General features: G+C 45.8%; 28 protein-coding genes, 1 tRNA gene and 2 pseudogenes. 17 read left to right on the top strand and 14 right to left on the bottom strand.

All coding sequences use genetic code 11. From position 1 onward, the window contains the following. The first annotated feature begins 266 nt into the window (after window positions 1-266). Genes NAZ64_RS17805 through NAZ64_RS17780 form a run of 6 tightly spaced genes read left to right on the top strand, consistent with a single transcriptional unit; the run spans window position 267 to window position 6559 of the window. Window positions 267-713 (top strand): hypothetical protein, encoded by a 447-nt coding sequence (locus NAZ64_RS17805; RefSeq protein ID WP_076936195.1) that lies wholly within the window; start codon window positions 267-269, stop codon window positions 711-713. Continuing rightward, window positions 676-1725: a hypothetical protein gene (locus NAZ64_RS17800; RefSeq protein WP_316970289.1), complete on the top strand. Its 1050-nt coding sequence runs from the start codon at window positions 676-678 to the stop codon at window positions 1723-1725. Before NAZ64_RS17805 ends, NAZ64_RS17800 begins: the two co-directional genes overlap by 38 nt. Beyond that, window positions 1715-2932: a TolC family protein gene (locus NAZ64_RS17795; protein ID WP_220569472.1), complete on the top strand. Its 1218-nt coding sequence runs from the start codon at window positions 1715-1717 to the stop codon at window positions 2930-2932. The genes NAZ64_RS17800 and NAZ64_RS17795 overlap by 11 nt, the downstream gene beginning before the upstream one ends. 1 nt (window position 2933) lies before the next feature. Continuing rightward, the gene (locus tag NAZ64_RS17790) at window positions 2934-4169 is read left to right on the top strand and encodes an HlyD family secretion protein (RefSeq protein WP_115286541.1); all 1236 of its coding nucleotides are present in this window, start codon (window positions 2934-2936) and stop codon (window positions 4167-4169) included. 7 nt (window positions 4170-4176) lie between these two features. Next, window positions 4177-4599 (top strand): hypothetical protein, encoded by a 423-nt coding sequence (locus NAZ64_RS17785; protein ID WP_316987463.1) that lies wholly within the window; start codon window positions 4177-4179, stop codon window positions 4597-4599. Beyond that, window positions 4592-6559, top strand: a complete 1968-nt coding sequence (locus tag NAZ64_RS17780; protein ID WP_115286539.1) for an ATP-binding cassette domain-containing protein — start codon at window positions 4592-4594, stop codon at window positions 6557-6559. The genes NAZ64_RS17785 and NAZ64_RS17780 overlap by 8 nt, the downstream gene beginning before the upstream one ends. Window positions 6560-6756: 197 nt before the next feature. On the opposite strand, the gene rtsB is transcribed toward NAZ64_RS17780, so the two are convergent. The 3 genes and pseudogenes from rtsB to NAZ64_RS17765 form a co-directional block, all read right to left on the bottom strand. Continuing rightward, window positions 6757-7044 (bottom strand): transcriptional regulator RtsB, encoded by a 288-nt coding sequence (rtsB, locus tag NAZ64_RS17775; RefSeq protein ID WP_001541332.1) that lies wholly within the window; start codon window positions 7042-7044, stop codon window positions 6757-6759. Further along, on the bottom strand, window positions 7041-7916 hold the full coding sequence (locus NAZ64_RS17770; protein ID WP_115286537.1) for an AraC family transcriptional regulator: 876 nt from the start codon (window positions 7914-7916) through the stop codon (window positions 7041-7043). Before NAZ64_RS17770 ends, rtsB begins: the two co-directional genes overlap by 4 nt. 263 nt (window positions 7917-8179) lie before the next feature. Further along, window positions 8180-8402, bottom strand: a pseudogene (locus NAZ64_RS17765) (hypothetical protein). 317 nt (window positions 8403-8719) lie between these two features. On the opposite strand from NAZ64_RS17765, the gene NAZ64_RS17760 reads away from it, so the two are divergent. Then, window positions 8720-9013, top strand: coding sequence for a type II toxin-antitoxin system TacA family antitoxin (locus tag NAZ64_RS17760; RefSeq protein ID WP_001110453.1), 294 nt, complete (start codon window positions 8720-8722; stop codon window positions 9011-9013). Further along, on the top strand, window positions 9010-9501 hold the full coding sequence (locus NAZ64_RS17755; RefSeq protein ID WP_483641000.1) for a GNAT family N-acetyltransferase: 492 nt from the start codon (window positions 9010-9012) through the stop codon (window positions 9499-9501). Before NAZ64_RS17760 ends, NAZ64_RS17755 begins: the two co-directional genes overlap by 4 nt. Before the next feature lie 297 nt (window positions 9502-9798). Here NAZ64_RS17755 and NAZ64_RS17750 read toward each other — a convergent pair whose 3' ends face one another. Continuing rightward, window positions 9799-10551 carry a non-specific acid phosphatase gene (locus tag NAZ64_RS17750; RefSeq protein WP_220569471.1) on the bottom strand — a complete coding sequence of 251 codons (753 nt, stop codon included), beginning with the start codon at window positions 10549-10551 and terminating at the stop codon, window positions 9799-9801. A gap of 556 nt (window positions 10552-11107) precedes the next feature. Here NAZ64_RS17750 and NAZ64_RS17745 point away from each other — a divergent pair. Next, a pseudogene (locus NAZ64_RS17745) lies at window positions 11108-11182 on the top strand (helix-turn-helix domain-containing protein); the annotation flags it as partial. Between the two features lie 79 nt (window positions 11183-11261). Here NAZ64_RS17745 and NAZ64_RS17740 read toward each other — a convergent pair. The 6 genes from NAZ64_RS17740 to aspA form a co-directional block, all read right to left on the bottom strand. Beyond that, window positions 11262-11337, bottom strand: a tRNA-Phe gene (locus NAZ64_RS17740). Between the two features lie 116 nt (window positions 11338-11453). Further along, the gene (locus tag NAZ64_RS17735) at window positions 11454-12029 is read right to left on the bottom strand and encodes a transcriptional regulator (protein WP_001188509.1); all 576 of its coding nucleotides are present in this window, start codon (window positions 12027-12029) and stop codon (window positions 11454-11456) included. 36 nt (window positions 12030-12065) lie between these two features. Further along, window positions 12066-13769: a protein-disulfide reductase DsbD gene (locus NAZ64_RS17730; RefSeq protein WP_220569470.1), complete on the bottom strand. Its 1704-nt coding sequence runs from the start codon at window positions 13767-13769 to the stop codon at window positions 12066-12068. Beyond that, on the bottom strand, window positions 13745-14092 hold the full coding sequence (gene cutA, locus NAZ64_RS17725) for a divalent cation tolerance protein CutA (protein WP_000887832.1): 348 nt from the start codon (window positions 14090-14092) through the stop codon (window positions 13745-13747). Before cutA ends, NAZ64_RS17730 begins: the two co-directional genes overlap by 25 nt. 120 nt (window positions 14093-14212) lie before the next feature. After that, window positions 14213-15514: an anaerobic C4-dicarboxylate transporter DcuA gene (gene dcuA / locus NAZ64_RS17720; protein ID WP_000637595.1), complete on the bottom strand. Its 1302-nt coding sequence runs from the start codon at window positions 15512-15514 to the stop codon at window positions 14213-14215. Between the two features lie 114 nt (window positions 15515-15628). After that, window positions 15629-17065 carry an aspartate ammonia-lyase gene (gene aspA, locus NAZ64_RS17715; protein ID WP_000069440.1) on the bottom strand — a complete coding sequence of 479 codons (1437 nt, stop codon included), beginning with the start codon at window positions 17063-17065 and terminating at the stop codon, window positions 15629-15631. A 339-nt stretch (window positions 17066-17404) separates the two neighbouring features. Between aspA and NAZ64_RS17710 the strand changes: the two genes are divergently transcribed. After that, window positions 17405-17881: an FxsA family protein gene (locus tag NAZ64_RS17710; RefSeq protein ID WP_001267291.1), complete on the top strand. Its 477-nt coding sequence runs from the start codon at window positions 17405-17407 to the stop codon at window positions 17879-17881. Between the two features lie 58 nt (window positions 17882-17939). Here the strand turns inward: NAZ64_RS17710 and yjeH are convergent, their stop codons facing one another. Then, window positions 17940-19181 (bottom strand): L-methionine/branched-chain amino acid transporter, encoded by a 1242-nt coding sequence (gene yjeH, locus NAZ64_RS17705; protein ID WP_023216535.1) that lies wholly within the window; start codon window positions 19179-19181, stop codon window positions 17940-17942. 275 nt (window positions 19182-19456) lie between these two features. Here yjeH and NAZ64_RS17700 point away from each other — a divergent pair, with 275 nt between their 5' ends. From NAZ64_RS17700 to NAZ64_RS17690, 3 genes are all read left to right on the top strand, one after another. Continuing rightward, complete coding sequence (locus tag NAZ64_RS17700; RefSeq protein WP_000027827.1) at window positions 19457-19750, top strand: co-chaperone GroES; 294 nt, start codon at window positions 19457-19459, stop codon at window positions 19748-19750. Between the two features lie 43 nt (window positions 19751-19793). Next, complete coding sequence (groL, locus tag NAZ64_RS17695; RefSeq protein ID WP_000729126.1) at window positions 19794-21440, top strand: chaperonin GroEL; 1647 nt, start codon at window positions 19794-19796, stop codon at window positions 21438-21440. 243 nt (window positions 21441-21683) lie between these two features. Continuing rightward, the gene (locus tag NAZ64_RS17690) at window positions 21684-22037 is read left to right on the top strand and encodes a DUF4156 domain-containing protein (protein ID WP_000558210.1); all 354 of its coding nucleotides are present in this window, start codon (window positions 21684-21686) and stop codon (window positions 22035-22037) included. Window positions 22038-22084: 47 nt separating this feature from the next. Here the strand turns inward: NAZ64_RS17690 and NAZ64_RS17685 are convergent, their stop codons facing one another. Next, window positions 22085-22942, bottom strand: a complete 858-nt coding sequence (locus NAZ64_RS17685) for a YjeJ family protein (RefSeq protein WP_024797370.1) — start codon at window positions 22940-22942, stop codon at window positions 22085-22087. A gap of 281 nt (window positions 22943-23223) precedes the next feature. After that, complete coding sequence (gene epmB / locus NAZ64_RS17680) at window positions 23224-24252, bottom strand: EF-P beta-lysylation protein EpmB (RefSeq protein ID WP_000940477.1); 1029 nt, start codon at window positions 24250-24252, stop codon at window positions 23224-23226. Between the two features lie 40 nt (window positions 24253-24292). On the opposite strand from epmB, the gene efp reads away from it, so the two are divergent. The 3 genes from efp (at window position 24293) to ecnB (ending at window position 25308) form a co-directional block, all read left to right on the top strand. Then, window positions 24293-24859 carry an elongation factor P gene (gene efp, locus NAZ64_RS17675; protein WP_000257282.1) on the top strand — a complete coding sequence of 189 codons (567 nt, stop codon included), beginning with the start codon at window positions 24293-24295 and terminating at the stop codon, window positions 24857-24859. A gap of 60 nt (window positions 24860-24919) precedes the next feature. Next, window positions 24920-25054 (top strand): entericidin A/B family lipoprotein, encoded by a 135-nt coding sequence (locus tag NAZ64_RS17670; RefSeq protein ID WP_001670700.1) that lies wholly within the window; start codon window positions 24920-24922, stop codon window positions 25052-25054. A gap of 107 nt (window positions 25055-25161) precedes the next feature. Further along, window positions 25162-25308 (top strand): lipoprotein toxin entericidin B, encoded by a 147-nt coding sequence (gene ecnB / locus NAZ64_RS17665; protein ID WP_000239598.1) that lies wholly within the window; start codon window positions 25162-25164, stop codon window positions 25306-25308. A gap of 30 nt (window positions 25309-25338) precedes the next feature. Here ecnB and NAZ64_RS17660 read toward each other — a convergent pair whose 3' ends face one another. Next, window positions 25339-25926 carry a helix-turn-helix transcriptional regulator gene (locus NAZ64_RS17660; protein ID WP_000912959.1) on the bottom strand — a complete coding sequence of 196 codons (588 nt, stop codon included), beginning with the start codon at window positions 25924-25926 and terminating at the stop codon, window positions 25339-25341. Window positions 25927-26182: 256 nt separating this feature from the next. Here NAZ64_RS17660 and sugE point away from each other — a divergent pair, with 256 nt between their 5' ends. Continuing rightward, entirely contained in the window at window positions 26183-26500 is a 318-nt protein-coding gene (gene sugE, locus NAZ64_RS17655; protein WP_000118469.1) for a quaternary ammonium compound efflux SMR transporter SugE, read from the top strand. Window positions 26501-26513: the final 13 nt, after the last annotated feature.

Here is a 26513-nt window from a genome sequence, read left to right as displayed (position 1 = left end):
TCGGTTTTTCAGTTGAATAGATATCATTTTTCGTCGTCATGTTGTCGATATTCCTTAATATAGCTAATGGTAGATTACTAAAATTGTTTTGATAGTAGGCTAACTTTTCTTTTTCAGAGGCTTAATTTTACCTGTCAGTAAACATGAAATAAATTAAGCAGTGTCTTAATGGTCTAAAAATGTAATATCTCAAGCTCATGATTGTATGTCAGATCAGCATGAAATATTTATAATTAAAGTACCTTTACCAATATTAAGATGGCCGTATGAGTGCAGATGAAAATAATGGCGATGAAGAATTGGCGCCGATGGTTGATGGATTAAGTGGAGCTCTTTGTATACTAATACTGATTTCCACAGTATTTATGTTATCAGGAACAGACTCGCTTGTAACATCGGATGGCGGAGCATTAAAGTTCAGAGATTCATTCACAGATCTAAGTAAGAATAGTATTTACTATAGTGGGGCTGTTTCACTTTCGTCTACCGATTTGTATCAAACCCGTAAGCATCTAATTAACTCAGGAAAGAAAAAAATCACGTTTTATGGTGCGATGTCTGAATCTATAGAAAATTACAAGGAGAAAAATACATTTAATCTATTGAAAACTTATACGGATTTAAAACTACCATCTGATATAGAAATCGACTTCCGAGAAGGAAACATCTCTCAGTGTGGAAAAAATCTGTCGTGTATTTACTGGAGCTATTAAACAAATGCATTTTCTGGGTCTGATTTTTTATATATTAACGGCTGCCTGTTATCTTTTGTTCCCTGCCATCAAAAACATGGTTAATCAGGCTGTTTTTCTGGCACCACAAATTACTTATGCTTGTGGGGTATTGTTTGTATTACCGCTACTCTTGTTTTTAACGCATTGGATATTCAGATTAAAGGCTCGAAGATACTATGCCTTACTGGCAACGCAAACGAAGCTAGCAGCGTCAGTTGCAGTTTCATTGGGACTTATCGGTACCTTTATGGGGCTAACCGATATGGTATCAGCTATTGCAGGTTCGCTGGGGGGAGAAGGCGACCTGGCAGCAAAAATGGGCGCTATGATTTCATCGATTTCGTCAGCTCTGACGGCAATGTCATTTGCGTTCCTGACATCTATATTAGGTGTTGCTGTTTCAGTATTACTTCTGGTCAGTCTTAATTTTTGGGAGTTTTACTACGAAACCGAGAATCACGTTGACAATGAACCGGAGAAAAAGCCTTCGGAGGATGAACTACAAGCGTTACTCAACCGGGTTATGTTGCTCGAAGAGATTAACACTAATATCGCCACTAAACTGGTCTGTATACCAGATAATACCAACCTGACGGAACAGTTGGTTATGAATGGCAAAGTGATGGCAGAGAGTTTACAGCAAATAAACACGGCCATCAGTCATCTACAAACAATAGCAAAAACATCTGAAGAACTTAATGGAAAAGGGTTTTCCAGCATGAATACATCACTCATGGATGTTAATCAAAGCAATATGCTGATAAATGAAAAAATAACATCTGGCAACGAACAATTAATGGAATTGAACATTGGTATCAGCACCCTGGTCTCGTTAATGAAGAAAAATTCTGAATTCATTGAAAAGATGGAGGGCATGAAGGCAGAGCAACTGAAACTTATTAACGACAGGCAGGAGGCTCATTTCCATGAGAAATATACATTTAAGAAAAAAATACAACAGGTTGTAGAGGTGTTGACGAATGAAAACTAATTTTATCATTATAGGGTGCTTGTTTTTTAGTCCATTTGCTTTAGCCAGTCAGGAGACTTTACATTATTCTGACTTTATTAATGAAATGTATCAAGAATCAGGGGTAATTAGAGCTAAAGCGTTAGAGTTGGAGGCAGAGTTATTGCGTTCAAAGCAAACTGATTTGTATTTTATGCCGAAGATCTCTGCAGAAAGTAAGTACAAGTCAGATACCACCCGTGGTGATATAACTGATTCTAAAGTAACAGCGAGTTCTTTAATTTTTAGCACAACGATCGTTGATCGCTTTAAAGAAAAAAATAGTCGGGTTCATGGCGCAGAGTTATCCTTATTGAAAGAAAAAGAGAACCTGTATAAAACGTTAGTAGAGAATTTGATTGGTATTAAATATTACAATAATCTTGAGGCGAAGGCAGCGAACCTGGAACAAACTGCCGTCGAATTATACCAACAAATTGAGGGTCGATATGTATCAGGTATTGCTAAGGCAAGCGATGTAGAACAGGCTCGCCTGTTGATTCAAAAAATAAAAACAGAATCAGAAAGTATTAATAAAGAGATTGAGTTGATTAAATCTAATATAGAGCTGGCAACAGGCATTGCTTTTCCTGCTCAGGGGGTTTACCTACCTGATAATATCATAGATAAAATCAACAATTATAAAATAAATGATAAGAAAATCTATAATAACCTCGATTATAAATTGTTGAGCGAGCAGGCTGATGCAGCAAAATTTAACGCATGGCAGCAGGATTCATTGGTTCAAGTGAGTCTGGTCGCGGAAGAACGATATAATAACAGCCAGCGTGTAGATAAAGACTCTTGGGGGGGAATTCAGGTAGCAGTGAACCTATTTGATTACGATAAAAAGATTGCCAGACAAACGGGAATTAAGGCGTACCAGGTTTTAAAAACAAAAATGGACTTCAAATATAAAGAGCTACTGGCAAAGATGAAGTCTTTGCAATTGACCATCAATTCAAATGAAAAGGAGCTTCAAGGGCTTGTAGATCAAAGTAAAACTACAGAAGTGATCTTAGCCAATCAGAAAAGAGAATATAATATTTCACAATCATCCTATTATGAGATGTTAAATACACAATATGATTATTTTGCATTAGAGCGAAAGATGATTGAAATGAAGATAAGTGATGCTATTAACAAAGTATCTTTATTACAGATCTCTGGCGAATTATTAAGTTTGTAATATGAAGAGTAATACGCTTTCGCACAAGTTTTTAGCTTTGATCGTCATAATGATGGTTTTGATTATTTATATTTGTGTTGCGAAGATAGATATTGTTTCTCCTGGTACCGGGGTGATTACTGGGGCTTCGGATAAACTGGTAATTGTAAGCCCTGACTCAGGTTTCATTAATAAGTTTGATCTACGAACAGGTTCGCCCGTCAAGATAGGGGATATTCTTTTCTCCTATACCAATCTTGATGTCTTTCATCAGGAGAAAACGCTTAATGAGCTAGTCTCATTCGCTGGCAGGCGTATTCAGAATCTTGAAGAAGATCAACAGTTACTTAAAATGATTCTTGCGGGAGAAATACCTGAAGAAAGTGAATTTTCGGCACAAATTAAAGAACTATTCTCTCATGAACTCAGTGCTTATAAATTTTTGAATGAGCTTTTCTCTTTAAGGAATGAGGAGAAAAACCTAAAACAGCGGGAAGAGAAAATGAATGAAGAAAAAGACGACCTTCATGAACGATTATTACTTTTGAAAAGAAAAGGTAATTTACTAAAGTCCGCCCGTGCTCCGGAGATAGAGATAATAAATAATCAGACTGAGGTTAGTCAGATTGTTTCTCAGATAACAACCGGAGACATTAGCTTGCTTGCCTTACAAAATGACATTAAGTTAGCAAACAATCGATTCCGCAGCAGTGTTCTTGAACAGCTTAATAATAATGCCGAGCAGTTGGAGCAATTACGTAGGGAGCGTCTTGAAAATCGTGGGCAACTGGAACTTCTAAGAAATAAAATTAAGGCTAATAGCGTCTTATCTCCTACGGATGGTGTAATATTAAGCATAGAGCGTAGTTTTGAAAAAGGCTCTTATGTTGAAAATGCTCAGCCTGTCATGACCATCAAAAAAAACAATGAAAGTAAGGTAGTAGATGCGAGAATTCTAGCAAAGTATCGACCTTTTATCTTTACTGGAGCCAGTGTAAAAATTACAGTAACCTCTCCAGGTTATAAAAAAACGATTGCCGGGCAGATTACGAGGATAAGTGCTGACTCGTTTTCTGACGATGAGAAAAATGGTGCTGAACGTTATTACAAAATTGAAATAAAGCCGGATGATAGTGTCAAGGTTCCACCTGAACTGGAGGGTGTACAGGTTAATGTATATGCGCTTAGCAAAAAAGTCACGCTGTTAAACTATATTACAGCGTTGGTAGGCGATAATATCGTATTTAATGTTTGGTAATGTAACTATGCTTGGATTCGTTTCTGCCTTATCCTCGGCTGTAGCGGTGATGATATTACTGATGTCCGTATTATTAGCTAATCTTTTAGCGGTAGCCATTGCAAAAGATGAAAAATTAGATTCATCTACACTCCAGTACAGTTCTGATACTGAAGAGTTGAAGAATAAGCAAAAAGCTATTATTATGTCTGGTCAAGGATTTTCCATATCTGTTTCAGACCTTTTACCGCTTCGTGCTTCCAGTTCTGCAGTCAGGCTCTACTGCACATATGGTAATAATATGAGTCTGGAGGTTGCTAAAAAATATACAACCTATAATTATATTGTTTCCAAATCAGTTTTAGGTAACAAAAAAATTATTGTGGTATCACCGATTTATGAGCCGACAAGTAAAAATAACTGTGCTGTTGAAGAACTGAAAAATGAATAATAATTTCTTTGATGTTATCAGGAAATATTGCCTGGTAGAGGAAGTCGCTTTTGTTTATAAAAATAAAAGCAAAGATATGTATGATATAGTGCAGAATTTTAATGATTATGTAAATGATAGTTTTTTTGACTTTGAGTTAACTAGTAATAGCTGTTGCGAGTATGCTCATCTTCCTAAAACATTTATAGTTGAATGGACTGAATCTTATTTTTTAATTTTACAAAAAGAAAAAAATAAGATTATTAATCTGAGTTCTTCTGAAGTGGTAATGCAAGATGATTTACGTAGTAAAAGAATATTTTATCTCTCAAAGGAATTAAAAAATATAGATGACAGAGACGTTTTTGAAGCTATCAAAAAGATGACACCAAAGGCAAGTTACCTTGCGCTAGGATTAATCTTTTTTGCTTTAATGACACCATTTTATTCAAATCTATTTAATACACGATTGATTTATAGTGATTCTTACCATTCCATTATCTTTGTGACTGGAATATTCATAATTTTTGTTCTTTTTGAGCTTATTTTAAAAGGTATGATTTATGATAAAACATCTGCACATATTAGAGTTAACAATATAAAATGTAATGCTTTATATCTCCACGCGTTAAAAGCATCCAATTGCAGAAATGCTGCGGTGAAGATACGTACTATTGAATCCTCAGTGGCGTCTCTTTGGGAGTCATATCCATTAATATCAGTTGATTTATCATTAGCTTTTTTATTCCTGATCGGTCTTTTTGTAATGATGGGGAGCTATGCTTTCCCTCTTTTGATCTACTATACAGGCTTAACATTTGTTTGCGTTTATATTCGTTTTTCTGCTTATAAAAAAACGTTGCAAATGAATACCGTCAGTTATGAAAAAATGTCTACACTAATCTCTTTAGAAGAAAAAAGGAAAGAGCTGAAATTTTTACGCGGTACCTTCTTTGAAAAGTTGTTGATGGATAAAACGCATCGCGATGAGTATACGAAAATGGAGATGAATATCGAAAATCACCATTGGGCGGAGATGATAAAGGCCAACACCTTTCTTTCTATGATTGTGATGTTTATGTCATCCTATTTTGCTGTTGTTAACGGAGTATTGATGACTGCCTCTATTATTGCCATTATGATTATTAACTCCAGACTCTCTGGGGCCTTAGTCGGTGGGGTTAATAAATTATATTTGTCAAAATTGCATATGTTCCATATTAAAAATAGTTTGGCGGAACTATTGAAAGATAAGGACACGTTTATATCACATAGTGGAATTTATATATCCCATATCGAAAAATTGTCGATTGAAAAATTATCCATAGCGTTTGCGGAGCGAAAACTGATTGATCAGCTTTCATTCACTGCTGTTCCCGGAGATTTTATTGGTATTATCGGTGCATCAGGTTCAGGTAAATCTTCTTTAATCAAAGCACTATCAAATTCCAGTCATTGCTATACGGGATCAGTTAAATTAAACAATGTAGATATCACTCATATCTCAGAAGATTATATCCAGAATTGCCTTGCCTACCACTCTACCAACAGCACTTTTATAAAAGGAACACTCCGTGAAAATTTCATGATTTATGGTGTGGTTGATGATGATGATATTATCAAAATATTAACTTTATGCTGCAATAATCTTGTTCTCTCGAAAGAAAATGTAGACGAAAAATTTGTCGATGAACTCAATCTTTCTAATGGGGAAAAACAAAAGATTTTGTTGTATCTGGCGTTATTTAAAAAACCAGATATAGTCTTCCTGGACGAGTCAACATCTTATCTTTCCACAACTGATGCGTTAGCATTTCTGGAGAAGATAAAGTATCTGTATTGTCATAGTATTGTCATTTTTGCAACACATGATATTTCACTGCAAAAAATGTTTACCCGCAAAATTGACCTTTCTGGTGAAAGGTTAAGAGCAGTAAGTAGCACAACAATAAATGTACCACAAATGAAGTTAAGTGGGTGAGATCGGCATTGAAAAGATGATAAGCGGAGCGGCGATATGACTAAGAAATATCGCCGCTTGCATTTTTTGATTTACCTTAGGGTACTTTTCTTTATACAGCAGGAAAGATGGTTTTTGTAATTTCATTTGAGCGTTAAAATTATCAACACAGTAAATTTAAATAATTGGCGCTGTTTGATACGTAATTTTAGAAAAAATTACGTAATATCGACTGATATGTAAAACTCATTCAGCATCAAATGGATTAATTCAACATCAGTAGTAATATCCATTTTTTTATAGGCTGATCTCTTTTGTGTTGAAATCGTTTTTATATTTCGGTCTAATAAATTTGAGCAACTTTTAACAGATAATCCTGCTGCCACGTAATAAATAACTTTTTTCTCACTCAATGTTAGATCGAATTTTTTAGCGAGCAACAGAATTCCATCTTTTATATTAATATGTTTTGCTTTGTTCTTATACTGCATTGTCAGATATCTCAATTAACATATTGATGACGAGAGGAAGATAAAAACGCTAAAAATTCTGATGGTGTAGTTTTGAAGTGTTTTTTAAAAACGCATGTAAAATAAGAAGCACTATCATAACCACACATATAAGCCACTCGGGTAATATTATATTCACTATTGCGTAAAAGTTTTGTCGCTTTATTCATTCTCGCATTAAGGTAAACTTCGCTGAATGAGGTGTTCTCTTGTTTTAATTTCCTTTTTAATGTGGAACAACTCATATAGAGTGAGTCAGAAATATCCTTGAGCGCCCATTTTCGACTTATGTCGCTTATAATAATATTATAGATGTTTTCGGCTAATGTATTTTGCGATAGTTCTCTAAAGAGAGCAAATGCTTCGGGTTCATAGATGAACTCTGAAAGTAGAAATCTTATTAAATATTCCTTTTTATCTTGGGATAGTTTTTGGCTTTTATTTGAAGAGTGTAAGAGGTTGAATACTCTTGCTACGCCTGTTTCTATTGGCGCTAACAGATGTTTTGTCGTCGGTTTTGTTAATGGGGCCGAAAAGTCTGCATGTTCATACAGAAAAAAATTATAAGCATTTTTTATTGACGCTGAATCTAATTCAATTAAATTATAATTTAACTGTTCATGAGTCTCTTCCATAGTGATATGAATAGTTTGATCTTTAGCTAAAAATATTAACATTGGCCCTGATGCCATAATATACTCCCCGGACGATGTCGTAATTGAAATTTTACCCGTGGTGAGCTTGATGAGTACGGACTGCAGTAAATTTAATCCCTGAAGTGATAAGGATTTCCTCTGCCAGTTTTGCGCTGATTGTAAACATTCAATGCTCCCCACCTGGACAGGTGAGGGATTAAATACTTTTAGCATGATAATTTCCTTTTATTAAATGTGCGTGTAAATCAAAAATTATTCTGAAAAATATTTCAAAAAAACTAATATATAGCTATATAAGTATTGGCGAACTTAAGGTATCAGGTAGCGATCTTTTCATTTTCTCTGGAAAATGCTATTTTATATTGCATTTCTACATATTATAGTATCGTTAAAAAACTATGTCGCGTATAAAAAAAAGATGGAAATTTACAAGAATTGGCTCATGTTATTATCAAATTATCTATTTAAAATTTGAATTAAGTAATAATTGCCTTTAATCTTTTAGAGAATAGCTCTTTAATTTCATGGAGGTAGTTAGCATGAGGTATAAGATCTGATGTTAATTTGTGATAAGGTTTATCCTGGATGTAAATATTAACGCTCTCGGTTAGGAAAGGCATACAACGCGGTAAATATATACTGCGGCGGGTAGACGGTGTAGCGATATCCGGAAATTTGAGGGGGAGGGGAAGCATTCAATCGTATGGTTGGCTTTATAAAAAACGATGTAACACGTTATTGAGGTTCTTACTGTGCGTATCCGTTAGGTTTATGCTTTCTGGATTGTATAATGTTGCGTGTTTTGGCGCGGCAGTATTGAATCTTTTGCTGCGTCGGCCCCGAGGAGGAATCACTCACAGCGAATGCCAGCGCACAGCCTGGTCCTGAATCTCTAAATGAGTAGAAAACCTTTCGGTTCGATACTCCGGTTCTATTCCTTCTAAATTTATCGTAATGACATCTGCGTTACGCGTGTTGTATGCTTAATATCCACAGAAGTACAAGAGGACAACACTATGCCAGCCGCAAACAGTATGGCGATGAAACGCGAAACCCTGAACCTGCGCATCAAGCCCGCCGAGCGCGATCTTATCGATCGAGCGGCGAAAGCCAGAGGGAAAAACCGCACAGACTTTGTGCTGGAAGCCGCCCGCGCTGCCGCAGAGGAAGCGCTTATCGAACAACGCATCATTATGGCCGATCCACAGGCTTATCAGGAATTTCTGGCTCGTTTGGATCAAACACCTTCACCTAATGCCGCACTGCGTAAAACCATGCAGACCCCTGCGCCGTGGGAGCAGGAAAAATGATCTCCGCCCCTGAGCCGCTTCATGCCGGACATATTCTTACTCCGTTTTGCTGCGTTGTGGATTCTATGGATAACTGGCTGAAACAGCGGGCGATGAAAAATCAGACCACTGGTGCGTCCCGTACCTTTGTGTGTAGTGGCAGCGATTCGAGCGTACTGGCCTATTACTCGCTGGCGTCCAGCGCGGTCACGACGAATACCGCCCCCGGTTGCTTTCGTCGCAATATGCCTGACCCGATTCCGATTGTGGTATTGGGGCGTCTGGCGGTGGATAAATCGCTTCATGGGCAGGGCGTTGGTCGGGCGCTGGTACGCGACGCAGGGCTGCGGGTTATTCAGGTGGCGGAGACTATCGGCATTCGCGGGATGCTGGTTCACGCCCTGTCGGATGAAGCGCGGGAATTTTACCAGCGGGTGGGGTTTGTACCGTCGCCGATGGATCCGATGATGTTGATGGTGACGTTGGGGGATTTGGTGGAGAGTGTTTAAACTCCAGAACGTATCCCTTAGCTTCTGATGGCCGGAATTCGCTGTGGACAGTCAGTGAGCCAGACCGGTTTTACCGCTTCAGCCGGACAACGACATCATGAGTGCGGGCTTTAACTTGGCTGAAAAGGAGCCCTTCCCGGAAGTATTCGATACGGTCTGGACGGACAGCAAGCGGGGGGGGGGGCGTTGAATTCATGCGAATCGGGGAAACCGAAGGCATTCTCCACGCCCGGTCGCCCCTACGCAGTTGCACTTCCTTTCATTTGCTGTGGCCAGTTTGCGGGAAGACTTTCACCTTCAGTAATTAAGTTTGGGGTAATCTTCTTTACTCAATAAATTATTTTTGTCGTTCAGCTCCTGGCGGACTTTTGCCAGTGACTTCTGAAAAGCCGGGATTGTTTGCAACCTTGCAAACTCTACTGCTCCCACATAACGGCCGGCATCAACATCGCTTTGCCAGTGAGCACCGCATATTACTCTGCTTTGCCCGAACTCCCATCCTCGTCTGGCGAGCTCCTGCGCGCGTTCCGGTCTGGCCTCGGATAATACTAATGCCAGAAGTGTACCATAGGCAGTATGCCCGGAAGGGTAAGAGCCATCTTTGCGTAAAGTATTCTCATCTTCAGGACGGCAGGTGGAATGATTAAATAAGACAAAGGGGCGAGTACGCATATAATATTTTTTTGCCGAAGCCGTAGCGTAGTAGCCGCCCATTTTCAGAAGATTCTGTAACATATTCCAGGTTTCTGGCGTATCTTCGGGATTAATTTTAGCACCCACTACTGGCGAGAATATTCTGGCTATATTTTCTACGCTTATATCTGCATCCTCAGCAGCTTGTTTCCATCGTGGGGAACCCTTTATCGCATAGCCCTTAAAATAAGCTTCCTTATCATAGCGGAAAGCCGGATCATCATTACCTGGCGGTGGTGGTAAGTAGAACTGACTGTTCACTGATTCTTCAGGAGAATGAAAGAGTTGCACTGTTGCTGCTGATGTATATTTAGCTACGATCAGTGGTAGAAAAAATAGTAAATAACGACTTTTCATAAAGACTCACTCCGGATCAGGCAATAATAAACAGATGTAATCCTATAATGATTTATTGCAATGGTTATTCAACATACAGGTAAAAAAGCAGGACGCTGCACTGGCATTATCGTCTACCCATACCGGACTGACTGCAGCGGACAACAGAACAATACTGGTATTTCCGGCTAACAGCATTTTGTTTAACTTTTGTCTCCGGTTATTTTTTATCTGCGTGCCTGACTGACATGCATTAGGTTAAAATCTTTCCGTAATAACACAGTATGAATAATTATTTTAAAGTATGTGCTCTGTTACCCCGATAACTACCATCAGTCATGATGTGCTGAGTATTAATTTATGATTATGAACAAGAGTCGGAAACAGTATTTAAGAATAAAGAAACCGACAAAGAAAAAATGCCAAAATTGGCGAAGGGATTATTGTTGTCAGTGATGAAAAAGTTCATGGCGGAGATATTGGACTCACTTGTCGGGGCTAGCGAACCGTCAGATGGAGTGATACGCGTTATTACTGGTAATAATCTCCCTATAGCTAAGTAAGCTTTTGACCCAGGCCCAAAGATGAGCGGCTGATCGCCGAAGCGCTGGGCGTTGCGCCAGAGAAAATCTGGCCTTCTCGTTATAGCTAGTCAGGCCGGAGATGGGGGCTACGGATTTCCATTCCCAGAAAAGCAAAAACCCAGCCATAGGCTGGGTTTTCTGAATAAGTGGTGCCCGGACTCGGAATCGAACCAAGGACACGGGGATTTTCAATCCCCTGCTCTACCGACTGAGCTATCCGGGCAACGGGGCGCATTAAACCGTAAAGGGGCGCGGTCGTCAACGGCTTTACACGAAAAAAGTGATAAAAGCGCGCTGACTGCCTGCTTTTCAGGCAAAATGCATAAAATCAGTACCCCGTCAGGTGAGCGCCCCACCCTGGCGGCACTGTGCAAAACGCAGAATATCTTCTGCCAACCGCTGAGCGGTATCTACATCAGCCTGACTGCGGTTGACCAGCATTCGGCTGAGACAACCTTCCAGCACCAGCTCCATCTGCCTTGCAACCATCGCCGGATCGTCAATTTCCAGCGTGGTCAGTAGCTCATGGGTAAAATCATGTGCCGCGCGTTTTTGTTGATTAGCCAGTTGGTGAATAGGATGGGTTGGGTCGGGATAAAACGTACAGGCGGCAATGAACAAGCAACCAGGATAACGGTTATTACTGACACATTCCGAGAGCGCGCTGTAGCGTGCCAGTAGCTTTTGTTCAGCAGAAAGCGTCTCATCAAGAAGAAGCTGGCGTCGCCAGATATCTACCTGCTGACTCAGATAACGTAGCGCGTCATATAAAATGGCTTCTTTATCTGGCCAGAAACGCTGTAATGTGTCGAGTGGGCGATTTACGCGCTCCGCCACCATTTCCAGCGTAGTATCGGCTATCCCTTGCGTCTCCAGTAATTTCAGGGCTTCTCCCAGAATATCTTCACGTTGCACGGTATTCTCCTCCGTCTTTGCTTTTGCAAGTGTCGCTCACGGTTGGCGATCGTGCAAATGCGCGCTAAAGGTGGCGGCGTCCATAAAGCCGGTGACTCGCGCTTGCGGCTGTTCCTGGCCTTGGGCATTAAAGAACAGAATGGTGGGCAGCCCGAGGACTTGCAGATGCTTTAACAGCGCGACATCCTGCGCATTATTAGCGGTGACGTTAGCCTGCAAGAGCACCGTGTCGCCGAGCGCCTGCTGGACCCGCGGATCGCTGAAGGTATACTTTTCAAACTCTTTACAGGCCACGCACCAGTCGGCGTAGAAATCCAGCATAACGGGTTTGCCTTTGGCCTGCGCCAGCGCCTGATTGAGTTCGTCCACGGTAGAAATAGCCGTGAAATTGAGGTGCGCTGGAGCTTGCGCGGATGGCGATCCGAACGCCCAATCCTGTAGAGGCCGCACGCTAATGAGCGCAGCCGCCAGCAGGATAATCTGTACGATACGCATCCACGCTCGTCTGGCCTGAAGGCTGGTGATAAAGGCCCAACCAAAGAAAGCGACGCCCAGCAGCGACCACAGACGTAAACCCCAAGCCTCGCCAATAATCCGCTCCAGTAAAAAGACCGGTAACGCGAGGATCACGAAACCAAAAGCGGTTTTGACATGCGCCATCCACGGGCCGCTTTTCGGTAGCAGGCGGTTGCCAAACACGGTGACCAGCATTAGCGGCAGACCCATACCTAATGCATACAAATACAGCGTACCGCCGCCCAGCCACATGTTTCCGCTCTGAGCGATATAAAGCAGGATCGCGCTTAACGGCGCTGTAGTGCAGGGCGAGCAAATTAATCCGGCAATCGCCCCCATAACAAAAACACCGCCGGGCGAGCCGCCTTGCTGACGATTACTCATTAATGTCAGCCGGGTTTGCAGTGAGGAGGGGAGCTGTAGTGTGAACAGGCCAAACATCGACAACGCAAGCAGGGTGAACACGATGGCAAGGCCGATTAACACATAAGGGTGCTGCAGCGCCGCCTGAAACTGTAATCCCGCCGCGGCGACGACCAGACCCAGTGCGGTATAGGTCAGCGCCATCCCTTGTACATAGATAAAGGCCAGCAGCAGTGCGCGCCCCGTCGACAAACGTTGCCTTCCCCCCAGGACAATACCGGAAATCAGCGGATACATGGGTAAAACGCAGGGCGTAAAGGCGATGCCTATGCCGATCAGCAGCGCCCAGAGCGCGGAAAAAGGTAGCTGGGCGGCGGGTTTTGATGTTTCACCCGTCTGGGTGACAGCAGGCGTCGGCGTGGCGTCTATTGCCGCGGTGACTTCACTTAGCGGCACCGTTTTCGTTTCCGGCGGATAACAGAATCCCGCATCGGCGCACCCCTGGTACGTTATCGTTAATGTCGCGCCAGCCGCCGCCTGGTTAACCGTTACCGGAACGTTTAGCCGCTTACGGTAGATTTCGCTTTTCCCGTAGAACTCATCTTCATGCCAGACGCCTGCCGGGAGTTGGACTGCGGCGATATCCGCTTTCGTCGGCGTGATACTGATTTGTTTACGGTAAAGGTAGTAACCCTCTTTTACCTGCCAGGAGAGGGTAAGATCGTGTTGATTTTGCTGAAAATCAAAAACAAACGCCCGGTCGGCAGGGACGAACTGCGAGCGACCCGGCGCGTCGAATAATCCGGCGAAGGCGGATGTGCTGCACAGCAGCAGGATCAGCGTAAAGATGCGTTGAGCCATGAGAGGTAATCAGTATCTCCGTGAGTAACAGGTAAAACCAGAAGTTCAGGCGTTTGATACGGGTGATGAGACTTCAGGCAGTCGATAAGCGCTTGCTGATGTGAAACGGTGGTTTTTAAGATCATTTGAACTTCATACTCCTGCTCCAGTTTGCCTTCCCAGTAGTACAGCGATGTCGCGCCGGGGAGGAGGGTGGCGCAGGCGGCCAGTTTTTCCGCCAGCACTTTGGCGGCCAGATCCTGGGCGGTAGCTTCATCCGGGGCGGTACAAAGCACCACAACGGCCTCGGGGATGGAAATATCCTGACTCTTAACATCAAGCATAAACACCTCGAAAGAACAAAAAGACCCGCAAGTGAACGGTCACTATACAACGGACGAGGGCAGGATGTTAGTCAAAGGGCGGGAGAATGCGGGGCGTGATACGCCCCGCGGGTGAAACACTTACAGCATAAAGCTGCCCAGCAGGAAGCCGAAGCAGACAGCCAGAACGACGCCCAGGGTGCCTGGGATGAAGAACGGGTGGTTAAAGACGAATTTACCGATACGGGTTGTACCGGTGTCATCCATCTGTACTGCCGCAACCAGAGTCGGGTAGGTCGGCAAAATGAACAGGCCGGAAACGGCGGCGAAGGAAGCGACTGCCGTCAGCGGAGAGACGTTCAGCGCCAGCGCCATCGGCATCAGCGCTTTCGCCGTTGCCGCCTGAGAGTAGAGCAGCGCGGAAGCAAAGAAGAAGATGACGGCCAGCAGCCACGGATGACCCTGGATGACGCTACCCGCAGTGTCTTTGATCCAGTCGATGTTAGCGGATACGAAGGTATCGCCCAGCCACGCCACGCCCAGAATACAGATACAGGCGCTCATCCCTGCTTTAAAGGTGCTGGAGTTGAGGATGGCGTCAGTTTCCACTTTACACAGGATGGTGGTCAGCGTTGCGACGCTCAACATGATGATCAAAATAGCGTTGGTGGTGTTCATCAGCGGTTTTTCAACCAGGCCGAGGCTCGGACTGTTGACAATCGCATAAACAACCACGCAGATAACGCCCAGCAGGAACAGCCAGACGGAATTTTTTGCCATCGGTTTGATTTCAATCTGCTTTTCACCACGCAGTTCAATCAGCCCTTCTTCCAGACGCTTGCGGTAAATCGGGTCGTCCGACAATTTGGAGTTGAACAGCATCGTGACCAGGAAGGACATCACCAGTACCGCCAGCAGCGTAGAGGGGATAACCACGGACAGCAGGTGAATGTAGCTAATGCCATGACCTTCCATAACAGAAGACATATACACCACGGCCGCAGAAATCGGCGAGGCGGTAATCGCAATCTGCGCGGATACCACGGCGGTCGAGAGCGGACGGCAAGGTTTGATTCCCTGCTCCTTCGCGACTTCAGCAATAACCGGCAGCGTTGCCAGGGAAATGTTCCCGGTACCAGCAAAAATAGTCAGGAAATAGGTCACAATCGGTGCGAGGATAGTGATGTATTTCGGGTTCTTACGCAGCAGTTTTTCCGTCTGGTTTACCAAATAATCCAGACCGCCCGCGACCTGCATAGCAGAGATCGCGGCGATAACCGCCATGATGATGGAAATGACATCGAATGGAATTGTCCCTGGCTTCACGCCGATGGCGGCAAGTACCAGAACACCCAGCCCACCTGCGAATCCAATACCGATGCCCCCAAGTCTGGCGCCCAAAAAGATTGCCAGCAAAACAATGATAAGTTCGACAACTATCATATTAGCCTTCCTTGTTGTTTAACAAGTTGATATTAAATTGTTGTTATTTGGTAACTTCTTGTAAGAAAAAAGGCACGTCATCGTGACGTGCCTCTTTGGTACTACCCTGTACGATTACTGTTCGCTTTCATCAGTATAACGTTTAGCTTTATAAGCCGGGTGCATCAAGTTCTGTACGGAGAAAATATCGTCCAGCTCGGCTTCCGTTAACAGGCCGCGCTCCAGCACAACTTCACGTACGCTTTTACCGGTTTCAGCACAGATTTTACCGACGATGTCGCCGTTGTGGTGGCCGATGAACGGGTTGAGGTAAGTGACGATACCGATGGAGTTATAAACGTACCCTTCGCACACTTCTTTATTCGCGGTAATGCCGTTAACGCATTTTTCCAGCAGGTTGTAGCACGCGTTGCTCAGAATGTGGATGGATTCGAACATCGCCTGACCGATAACCGGCTCCATAACGTTCAACTGCAACTGACCGGCTTCCGCCGCCATCGTAACGGTGGTGTCGTTACCGATGACTTTAAAGCATACCTGGTTTACGACTTCTGGTACAACCGGGTTCACTTTGGCTGGCATGATGGAAGAGCCCGCCTGCAGTTCCGGCAGGTTGATCTCGTTCAGGCCGGCACGAGGACCAGAAGAGAGCAAGCGCAGGTCGTTACAGATTTTGGACATCTTCACTGCCAGACGTTTCAGCGCGCTGTGAACCATAACATACGCGCCACAGTCAGATGTCGCCTCAATCAGATCCTCAGCCGGAACACAGGCAAAACCAGTGACTTCAGCCAGTTTTTTCACCGCCAGCGGAGAGTATTCTTTCGGCGTGTTCAGACCGGTACCGATTGCCGTTGCGCCAAGGTTGACTTCCAGCAGCAGCTCAGCAGTACGCTCGATGCTTTTCACTTCTTCTTTCAGCAGGATGCTGAACGCACGGAATTCTTGACCAAGCGTCATCGGTACGGCGTCCTGCAACTGGGTACGACCCATTTTCAGGATGTCCTGGAATTCAACCGCTTTACGTTCGAAACCTTCACGCAACTGGTTGATGGCATCGATCAGTTTGACGATAGAGGCGTAAACCGCTACACGGAAGCCTGTCGGATAGGCATCGTTAGTGGATTGACATTTATTCACGTGGTCGTTCGGGTTCAGGTACTGATATTCACCTTTCTGATGACCCATCAGTTCCAGCCCGATGTTGGCCAGCACTTCGTTGGTATTCATGTTGACGGAAGTGCCCGCGCCGCCCTGATAGACATCTACCGGGAACTGGTCCATGCACTTACCGTTGTTAAGGACTTCATCACATGCGGCAATGATGGCGTTCGCCACACTCTTAGGAATGGTTTGCAGCTCTTTGTTGGCCAGCGCCGCCGCTTTTTTTACCATAACCATGCCACGCACAAATTCAGGGATGTCGCTGATTTTGTTATTGCTAATGTAGAAGTTTTCAATCGCTCTCAGAGTGTGAACACCATAGTAGGCTTCAGCTGGAACTTCCCTGGTACCCAACAGATCTTCTTCGATACGAATGTTGTTTGACATGTGAACCTTCTTTTTCAAGCTGCCAATGATTTTACTTTAAAACACACAGGATATATGTGATTTCGAATGTTTTCTGACCGACGATTATCCCCTCCATCGGCCTGATAAACGAGATCATATGCTGGTTCAGAATTCCTACCGTAATCTGGATCACTTAAAGTGTGGGAATTTACCCCTTATTTATTATTTTGTGAAATAGGTCACCGCTTTAGTATTACTACCTAAAATATGTGTACAAACCACTTGAAATTTTGCTACGCACCACCATATCGAATCGATGCGAATCGCAACCCCATTCAAATGGTCGTCGCAGACGGCCATGACTTACAGGAGAGTCCTTTGCGCTGGATACCCTTTTTAGCTGTCTTTCTCTATGTTTACATTGAGATTTCTATCTTTATCCAGGTCGCCCATGTGCTTGGCGTCCTGATGACGCTAATCCTGGTGATTTTTACGTCTGTTATCGGTATGTCGCTGGTACGTAACCAGGGTTTTAAAAACTTTTTGCTGATGCAACAAAAAATGGCGGCCGGTGAGAGCCCGGCGGCAGAAATGATTAAGAGTGTATCGCTGATCATCGCTGGCTTACTGCTCCTGTTGCCAGGATTTTTCACCGATTTTCTCGGCCTTCTCCTTTTGTTACCGCCGGTGCAAAAACATTTGACGCTGAAGTTGCTGCCGCATTTACGTTTTTCCCGGATGCCGGGCGGCGGGTTTAGCGCGGGTACTGGCGGTGGCGAAACATTTGACGGCGAGTATCAGCGTAAAGACGACGATCGCGATCGTATTGAACATAAAGACGATCGTCGGGATTAAAGGTAGAAATGTTGGTCGGATAAGTCGCGTGAGGCGCTATCCGGCCAGCGGATGCGTCTTACGCCATGCGTTTTCGCTTCGGTAAAAATAGCCATAATGCAGCCAGCATGATAATGGCATATAAGCTTTTCCACCCCAGCATTGCCAGCAATAACAGGCACAGTAGACAACCCGTCACCGCCAGTGCATAGCAGCGCCCTTTCAACAGTCGACAGCCCGCCAGCATACAAAGCAGATAGAGCATAATAAAAATACCGTTAGCATAGACGATCAGCGCATTGAGGTTAATCTTCAGGGCGTAGACGACCAGGGAACTCACGCAACAACAGACCAGAATAACGTTTAACGCGTGCAAGGGAAGGCGCCCGGGAGAGAGTTGAGCCAGATAGTGATCGGGCTGATATTGCATTTGCGTCCATATCAGACGCGCAAAACTCTGAGCATACACATTCAGGCTGGCAAAGCAGGTGAGATAACCAATAATGCAGGCTACCCACAACGCCTGGATACCGAAGAGATGAACAATAATAAGCGGTAGCGAGGCTGTTGCCGCTATCTTGTCGCTATAGACGCCAAAATGCAGCACCACGGCGGTACAGGTCCAATAAATGGCGCCGGCCAGCATCAGGCCAATGATCAATGCGCGCGGAAAATCACGTTCAGGATTTTTAAATTCAGACGACAAATGCGTAAAAGCCTCAATTCCCACAAATCCCCAGAACATGATCGCCAGGGCGGTACACAGCCGGGAAAAGGTGATTTCGTTTGCGGCTGGGAAGGTGATATCTGCAGGTTTAATCGCGCCTTTCCACAGAATGGCGGCAATAAGCGCGATAATTAATCCAGCGATAATGGCTTGCAGGTTGGCGCTGGAGCTGGCGCCGCGCGATCCCATAAACCATAGTAAACCTAGAGTACCCAGCTCCCCAAATAAGAGCTGTTCGCTTTGCCAGCCAAACAGCGCCTGGCCGAAACCCACCGCAATATGCAAGGCTGCGGGAAAACTAACAGGAATGACTGATAAAAACAGCCAACTGATCACCCGTTGCAGACGCGGGCCAAATGCCATCCCGACAAAATGCGCTACGCCGCCAGCGTGTGGAAAATGACGCCCCAGCACAGCAAAGACAATCGCAATAGGGAAAATCAAAATAATGAGCAGCGGCCATGCCCAAAGGCTGATGTCGCCTGCCGCCAGCGCAGCCAGCTCCGGAAGCGCAAAAACGCCAGTCCCTAATAATGATGTGGTTAACAAGATAACGCCCTGAACCAACCCAAGCTCTTTTTTTAGTTCATTCATCAGCTCATTATCCGGCGGCATTGTAACGTCAGGTGACGACAGGCATTTTTAAGCGTATCACACACGCCTTTTCTTATAGCAGGATGTTCTAAACCTTGGGTAAACGTGAGATAAGTAGCGTTTTTACCGCTTTTTTCGCTCAGAAGAATTTTTTTTCATCTCCCCCCTTGAAGGGGCAAAACCCCATCCCCATCTCTCTGGTCACCAGCCGGGAAACCGTTTACGGGCCGGCGTCACCCATAACTGATAATGACTTTCTCAAAGGAGAGCTATCAATGAGTATTCGTCCGTTACATGATCGTGTGATCGTCAAACGTAAAGAAGTTGAGTCCAAATCTGCTGGCGGCATCGTACTGACCGGTTCCGCAGCGGGTAAATCAACTCGTGGCGAAATCATCGCTGTCGGTAAGGGTCGCATCCTGGACAACGGTACTGTACAGCCGCTGGACGTGAAAGTTGGCGACATCGTTATTTTTAACGATGGCTACGGTGTGAAATCTGAAAAGATCGACAATGAAGAAGTGTTGATCATGTCTGAAAGCGACATTCTGGCAATTGTTGAAGCGTAATCCGCGAACGACACTGAACATACGAATTTAAGGGAAAGAGAAAATGGCAGCTAAAGACGTAAAATTCGGTAACGACGCTCGTGTGAAAATGCTGCGCGGCGTAAACGTACTGGCAGATGCAGTGAAAGTAACCCTCGGTCCGAAAGGCCGTAACGTGGTTCTGGATAAATCTTTCGGTGCGCCGACTATCACTAAAGATGGTGTTTCCGTAGCGCGTGAAATCGAACTGGAAGACAAGTTTGAAAACATGGGCGCGCAGATGGTGAAAGAAGTTGCCTCTAAAGCGAACGACGCTGCAGGCGACGGCACCACCACCGCGACCGTACTGGCGCAGTCCATCATTACCGAAGGCCTGAAAGCCGTTGCAGCGGGCATGAACCCGATGGACCTGAAACGTGGTATCGACAAAGCGGTTGCTGCTGCGGTTGAAGAGCTGAAAGCCCTGTCCGTACCGTGCTCCGACTCTAAAGCGATTGCTCAGGTAGGTACTATCTCCGCTAACTCCGACGAAACCGTAGGTAAACTGATCGCGGAAGCGATGGATAAAGTCGGTAAAGAAGGCGTCATCACCGTTGAAGACGGTACCGGTCTGCAGGACGAACTGGACGTGGTTGAAGGTATGCAGTTTGACCGCGGCTACCTGTCTCCTTACTTCATCAACAAGCCGGAAACTGGCGCAGTAGAGCTGGAAAGCCCGTTCATCCTGCTGGCTGATAAGAAAATCTCCAACATCCGCGAAATGCTGCCGGTTCTGGAAGCCGTTGCAAAAGCAGGCAAACCGCTGCTGATCATCGCTGAAGATGTTGAAGGCGAAGCGCTGGCAACTCTGGTTGTTAACACCATGCGTGGCATCGTGAAAGTGGCTGCGGTTAAAGCACCTGGCTTCGGCGATCGTCGTAAGGCGATGCTGCAGGATATCGCTACCCTGACCGGCGGTACCGTAATCTCTGAAGAGATCGGTATGGAGCTGGAAAAAGCAACCCTGGAAGACCTGGGTCAGGCGAAACGTGTTGTGATCAACAAAGACACCACCACCATCATCGATGGCGTGGGTGAAGAAGCTGCCATCCAGGGCCGTGTTGCTCAGATCCGTCAGCAGATTGAAGAAGCGACCTCCGACTACGATCGTGAAAAACTGCAGGAGCGCGTAGCGAAACTGGCAGGCGGCGTTGCGGTTATCAAAGTTGGCGCTGCGACCGAAGTTGAAATGAAAGAGAAGAAAGCCCGCGTTGAAGATGCCCTGCACGCGACCCGTGCTGCGGTAGAAGAAGGCGTGGTTGCTGGTGGTGGCGTTGCGCTGATCCGCGTTGCTTCTAAAATTGCTGACCTGAAAGGCCAGAACGAAGACCAGAACGTGGGTATCAAAGTTGCGCTGCGCGCAATGGAAGCTCCGCTGCGTCAGATCGTGCTGAACTGCGGCGAAGAGCCGTCTGTTGTCGCTAACACCGTTAAAGGTGGCGACGGTAACTACGGTTACAACGCAGCAACTGAAGAATACGGCAACATGATCGATATGGGTATCCTGGACCCAACCAAAGTTACCCGTTCTGCGCTGCAGTACGCGGCTTCTGTGGCTGGTCTGATGATCACTACCGAGTGCATGGTGACCGACCTGCCGAAAAGCGATGCTCCTGATTTAGGCGCTGCTGGCGGCATGGGTGGTATGGGTGGTATGGGCGGCATGATGTAATTGCCCACACCCTGCATCCTTCAGGCTGCAGATGCGTTGGCTAACCCCAGTCACTTACTTGAGTAAGTGACTGGGGATTAACAAACTGGCCGCCTTCCTGCAACCAGAATGATTTGGATGTTTATCTCCCAGAATTGAGAAACCCTCGGGCAGAAATGACCGGGGGTTTTTCTTTTAGTCATCTTTTTAGTATAAGATTCAGATACGGACAAAACGTCCAGCTCATTGATTATGGGGAATAACATGCACGTGAAATATTTAGCAGGGATCGTTGGCGCCGCGCTGCTGATGGCGGGTTGTAGCTCCAGCAACGAACTCACCGCTGCCGGCCAAAATGTACGCTTTGTCGAAGATAAGCCAGGCGCGGAATGCCAGCTAATTGGTACGGCAACCGGTAAACAGAGTAACTGGTTTTCAGGCCAGCACGGCGAAGAGGGTGGCTCAATGCGTGGCGCAGCGAACGATCTGCGTAATCAGGCGGCCGCGATGGGTGGAAACGTGCTGTATGGCGTAAGTAGTCCGTCGCAGGGCATGTTGTCCAGTTTTGTCCCGACGGCCAGCGAGATGAACGGCCAGGTTTATAAATGTCCGAATTGATATGTCTGAATCGTAACGCCCTCTGAAAAATTCAGAGGGCGATATGGCTAGCGTTTTTCCTGCGATGACGCCATGCGTAGATTATGCAACGCGCGCATGCATTGATCTTGCGTCAGACGCGCTGCTTTACCGGTTCCAAGCGTTCTGACAAAAACCTTACACGGTTTTCCTTCCAGCTTTTTAAGACGCGGGCTGAAATTCAGCAAGCGGCGTGATATCGCTTCAGCTTCTTTAGAGCCTGACTGACTACGGGTCTTAATGATGGTGCCGCAATCATGCGATTGTCCTGCCTCATCCGTATAACGATAAACGAGCGCTAAATAATGGTTATACAGATTATGTTTCCAGTCAGGGTGGTTATAGGTATCGAATTCGATATTACCGTTTTCCAGGCAGTCTGCATCGTATAATGGTAAAAAGTCCAGCATTGAAGAAATACGCAATGCGAGCTCACGCATTTCGGCATTATTAATGGCGTGAATAATAGCCATCACCAGAACTTCAACCTGCCACTCACCGACCTGTAAATCAAGATGGCTACCATTGTGCAGCTTTAACGTAAAGGTTAATACTTTTTCTGTATTATCGCTCAACGCTAAAGATTCAACACGCTGATTAACATCGGCGTTTTCCAGCTCTTCACGGAGTATTGCCGGAATATTCTCATGCATTTTAAGCACATGACTGCTTTTAGCTTTCTGGCGTTTTTCCTGCTCTTGTTCCGGAAGCGAGTGTTGTAAATAAAGCCGGTGTTCAAGGCCGATCAACAAGTCTCGCAGCGCGAGCACAGGAAAGAAAAGCAGTGTTTCTTTATTTCTCAGTGACTTCACCTTAAGCGCCAGCGCGATAAACTTATCATTGTGACGAATAACGCCGGTATTTAGTCCCTTAATCGTTAAGGCCATGTCAATTCTCCACAAATATAAAATAATTAAATGTTTTACTGCAATGTATTTGATATATAAATTGTTTATGCCGTCCTATAAAAAGGAGAACCAGTATAATTCGAAAATGCAGTACACGCTAAGCGAGTCCTAAAACGGACTTTATTGAAAAGAGAGGACCGGAAAGGTGTATTTAACGAAGGGTATTTTATCGTCGCCAGAGGGTGAGGAGAATCGCGGGGGAATCTCCTCGTGATATCGCGCGGTAATATTTTTCGTCGTCCCTGACGCGCCCGCGAGGATTAGCACTGCCGAAGCTGTAAATCCAGCGGTGTTTTGCTCGGTTCGCCGCCGATTTCACGCGCCAGTCTTGGCACCATATAGCCGGATACCAGCGTGAGCAGTTCGCGCATGATTTGCCGGGCTTCGTCATCGGTGACCATAAAATGCGCGGCGCCCTGCACTTTATCCAGCACATGCAGGTAATAGGGCATCACGCCGGCGTCAAATAGCGCGTTGCTCAGATTCGCCAGCGTTCGCGCGTTATCATTCACGCCACGCAGCAGGACGCTCTGGTTGAGAAGCGTGACGCCCACGTGGCGCAGTTTCTTCATCGCCAGGCAGAACGCCTCGTCCACTTCATTGGCGTGGTTGATATGGTTCACCAACAAAATTTGCAGACGTGACTGGTCAAAGCGGGCGACCAGTTCGTCAGTAATGCGTGCCGGGATGACGATAGGCAACCGGCTGTGGATGCGTAGCCGCTTGACGTGCTTAATGGCTTCCAGTTGCGTGAGCAGCCAGTCCAGCTCATGATCTTTCGCCATCAGCGGATCGCCGCCGGAAAAGATGATCTCATCCAGTTCCGGGTGTGCGGCGATATACTCCAGCGCGACTTTCCAGTTGCGCTTATTGCCTTGATTCTCCGCATACGGGAAGTGACGACGGAAACAGTAGCGGCAATTTACCGCACATCCGCCTTTTACCAGCAATAGCGCCCGGTTTTGGTATTTATGCAATAATCCTGGCACCACGCTGTGTTGCTCTTCCAGCGGGTCGGTGGAGAAACCGGGGGCGACAATAAATTCATCCCGGGACGTCAGCACTTGACGTAAAAGAGGATCGTCAGGGTTGCCCTTCTCCATGCGCGCAATAAAAGCGCGCGGCACGCGGAGGGCAAACAAGCGCCTGGCGTCCTGTCCTGCCCGGAGGTTTTCATCAGCTTCAATCTGTAAAAGATGCAGCAGTTCGTCGGGATTGGTCACAACATCGGCAAGTTGCGCTAACCAATCTTCTCGCAATGGGGTATTTAGGGTTACAATATGCGCCATTTTGTGGCTTAGCTACCAGTTAACAATTTCAGAGGGCCTTATGGCGACTTACTATAGCAACGATTTTCGTTCCGGTCTTAAAATCATGTTGGATGGCGAACCTTATGCGGTTGAATCCAGTGAATTCGTGAAACCGGGTAAAGGCCAGGCGTTTGCCCGCGTTAAGCTGCGCCGTCTGCTGACCGGCACGCGCGTTGAGAAAACCTTCAAATCGACCGATTCCGCAGAAGGCGCGGACGTAGTCGATATGAACCTGACTTACCTGTACAACGACGGTGAGTTCTGGCATTTCATGAACAACGAAACCTTCGAACAGCTGTCTGCAGATGCCAAGGCTATCGGCGACAACGCAAAATGGCTGTTGGATCAGGCGGAATGCATCGTAACCCTGTGGAACGGTCAGCCTATCTCTGTCACTCCGCCGAACTTTGTTGAACTGGAAATTGTTGATACCGACCCAGGTCTGAAGGGCGATACCGCAGGTACTGGCGGCAAACCAGCCACGCTGTCTACTGGCGCAGTGGTTAAAGTTCCGCTGTTCGTGCAGATTGGCGAAGTGATCAAAGTCGATACCCGTTCCGGCGAATACGTATCCCGCGTAAAATAATTTACGTTATCGGGAAAAATGGTGCAGCGTATGCTGCGCCATCCTATTTTTCGCGCCTCAATGATGAAACGCTTTATCTGCCTTGTCGCACTGGTTCTTCTTACCGGCACATTATTAACGGCATGTAATACCGCCCGCGGCTTCGGCGAAGATATTCAGCATCTTGGCCACGCCATCTCCCGCGCAGCCAGCTAATCGCTTCTCGTCTTCCTAAAATTAGTCGATCGCCCGTCATTTTCTGGGATGTTGTCTATTATTAAGTTGCTATACACAAACAACATTGGCTAGAAAAGGAAGACATTATGGTTAAAAAGACAATTGCAGCGATCTTTTCTGTTTTGGTACTTTCCACTGTATTAACTGCTTGTAATACCACGCGCGGCGTGGGCGAGGACATCTCGGACGGTGGTAGTGCGATCTCTGGCGCTGCAACCAGAGCTCAGCAGTAATCATCAACGGTACGGCATGGCGTCGTACCGTTAATCGATTTTCTCCGGAAGCATAAGAAAGGGAGAATACCGGTTATCCATATGAAGTTTCATACGGATATTACGCTTATAGGTGTAAACCGTTTTCCCGTGAATGCCAAGCGCATACGCAATCTCTTTATTGCTGGTGCCTTCCGTCCACATCGCGAGCACCTTTTCCTCCTGCGGAGAGAGCAATGGCGTGGCGCTTTCCGGCGCTTCCTGCAGTGGATGAGTATATAGCGCTCCTTTAATTCGTTGTGCAAGCTCATGTAAAGGCGTGTGTTTAGATAACACCGCATGACTGGCATATTGCGGTCTGTACGGCATATTCCCTGACTGTAATAATACCAACGGCGTCATCCTGCAGGCGGCAAAAAATGCATTGATAGGCTGTTCGGGTAAGGCATCGTTGAGAAAACCATATAAATCAGCGATAACCAGATGGGGCTTCCATTGCAGAATATGTTCTTTCGCCAGTATAAGGTTATTCATCCCGGATACCAGCAGTGAAGAACTGAGCACATCAGTGTGATTAAGCCAGGCCTCCATGCCCGTACGGGTAAAGTGGCATCGGTCTATCACTAAAATTTTCAACATAGTTTTTTGCACCCGGAAGTAGATAAAGCACTTTCTTTCCCAGAAGGCGTTCCATCATAGAGAACTCCTGTGGGCGCTAAATGCGAAAACTACGCGGCTTAAAAGGGCCAATTCCCGCCTTTAGACGGAAAAAAATAAAAAGGTTGAAATTCATTTTCTCTCAGGCAAAAATGGCTTTTCATCCGTATACGTTACAGGACGACCTGTAAACGCTATTCTCACCGGGGACGGCCCCATTAATTATCTGGAGCCTGCTATGTCCTGGATCATTCTATTAATCGCTGGTTTACTTGAAGTGGTATGGGCTGTCGGCCTGAAGTATACCCACGGTTTTTCTCGTCTGACCCCCAGTATTATCACCATTACGGCCATGGTTATCAGTATGGCGTTACTTTCCTGGGCAATGAAAACGCTGCCCGTTGGAACGGCGTACGCCATCTGGACCGGCATCGGCGCCGTCGGGGCGGCAATCACCGGTATCCTTCTGCTGGGCGAGTCTGCCTCACCGGCGCGTTTGCTCAGTCTTGGCTTGATCGTCGCGGGTATCATTGGGCTAAAACTCAGTGCGCATTAATTCGTCGCTGACA

This window comes from Salmonella sp. A1325 (assembly GCF_056991255.1).
Note: the sequence above shows the minus strand (reverse complement) of the source record. Positions and strands in the feature narration are given on the sequence as shown.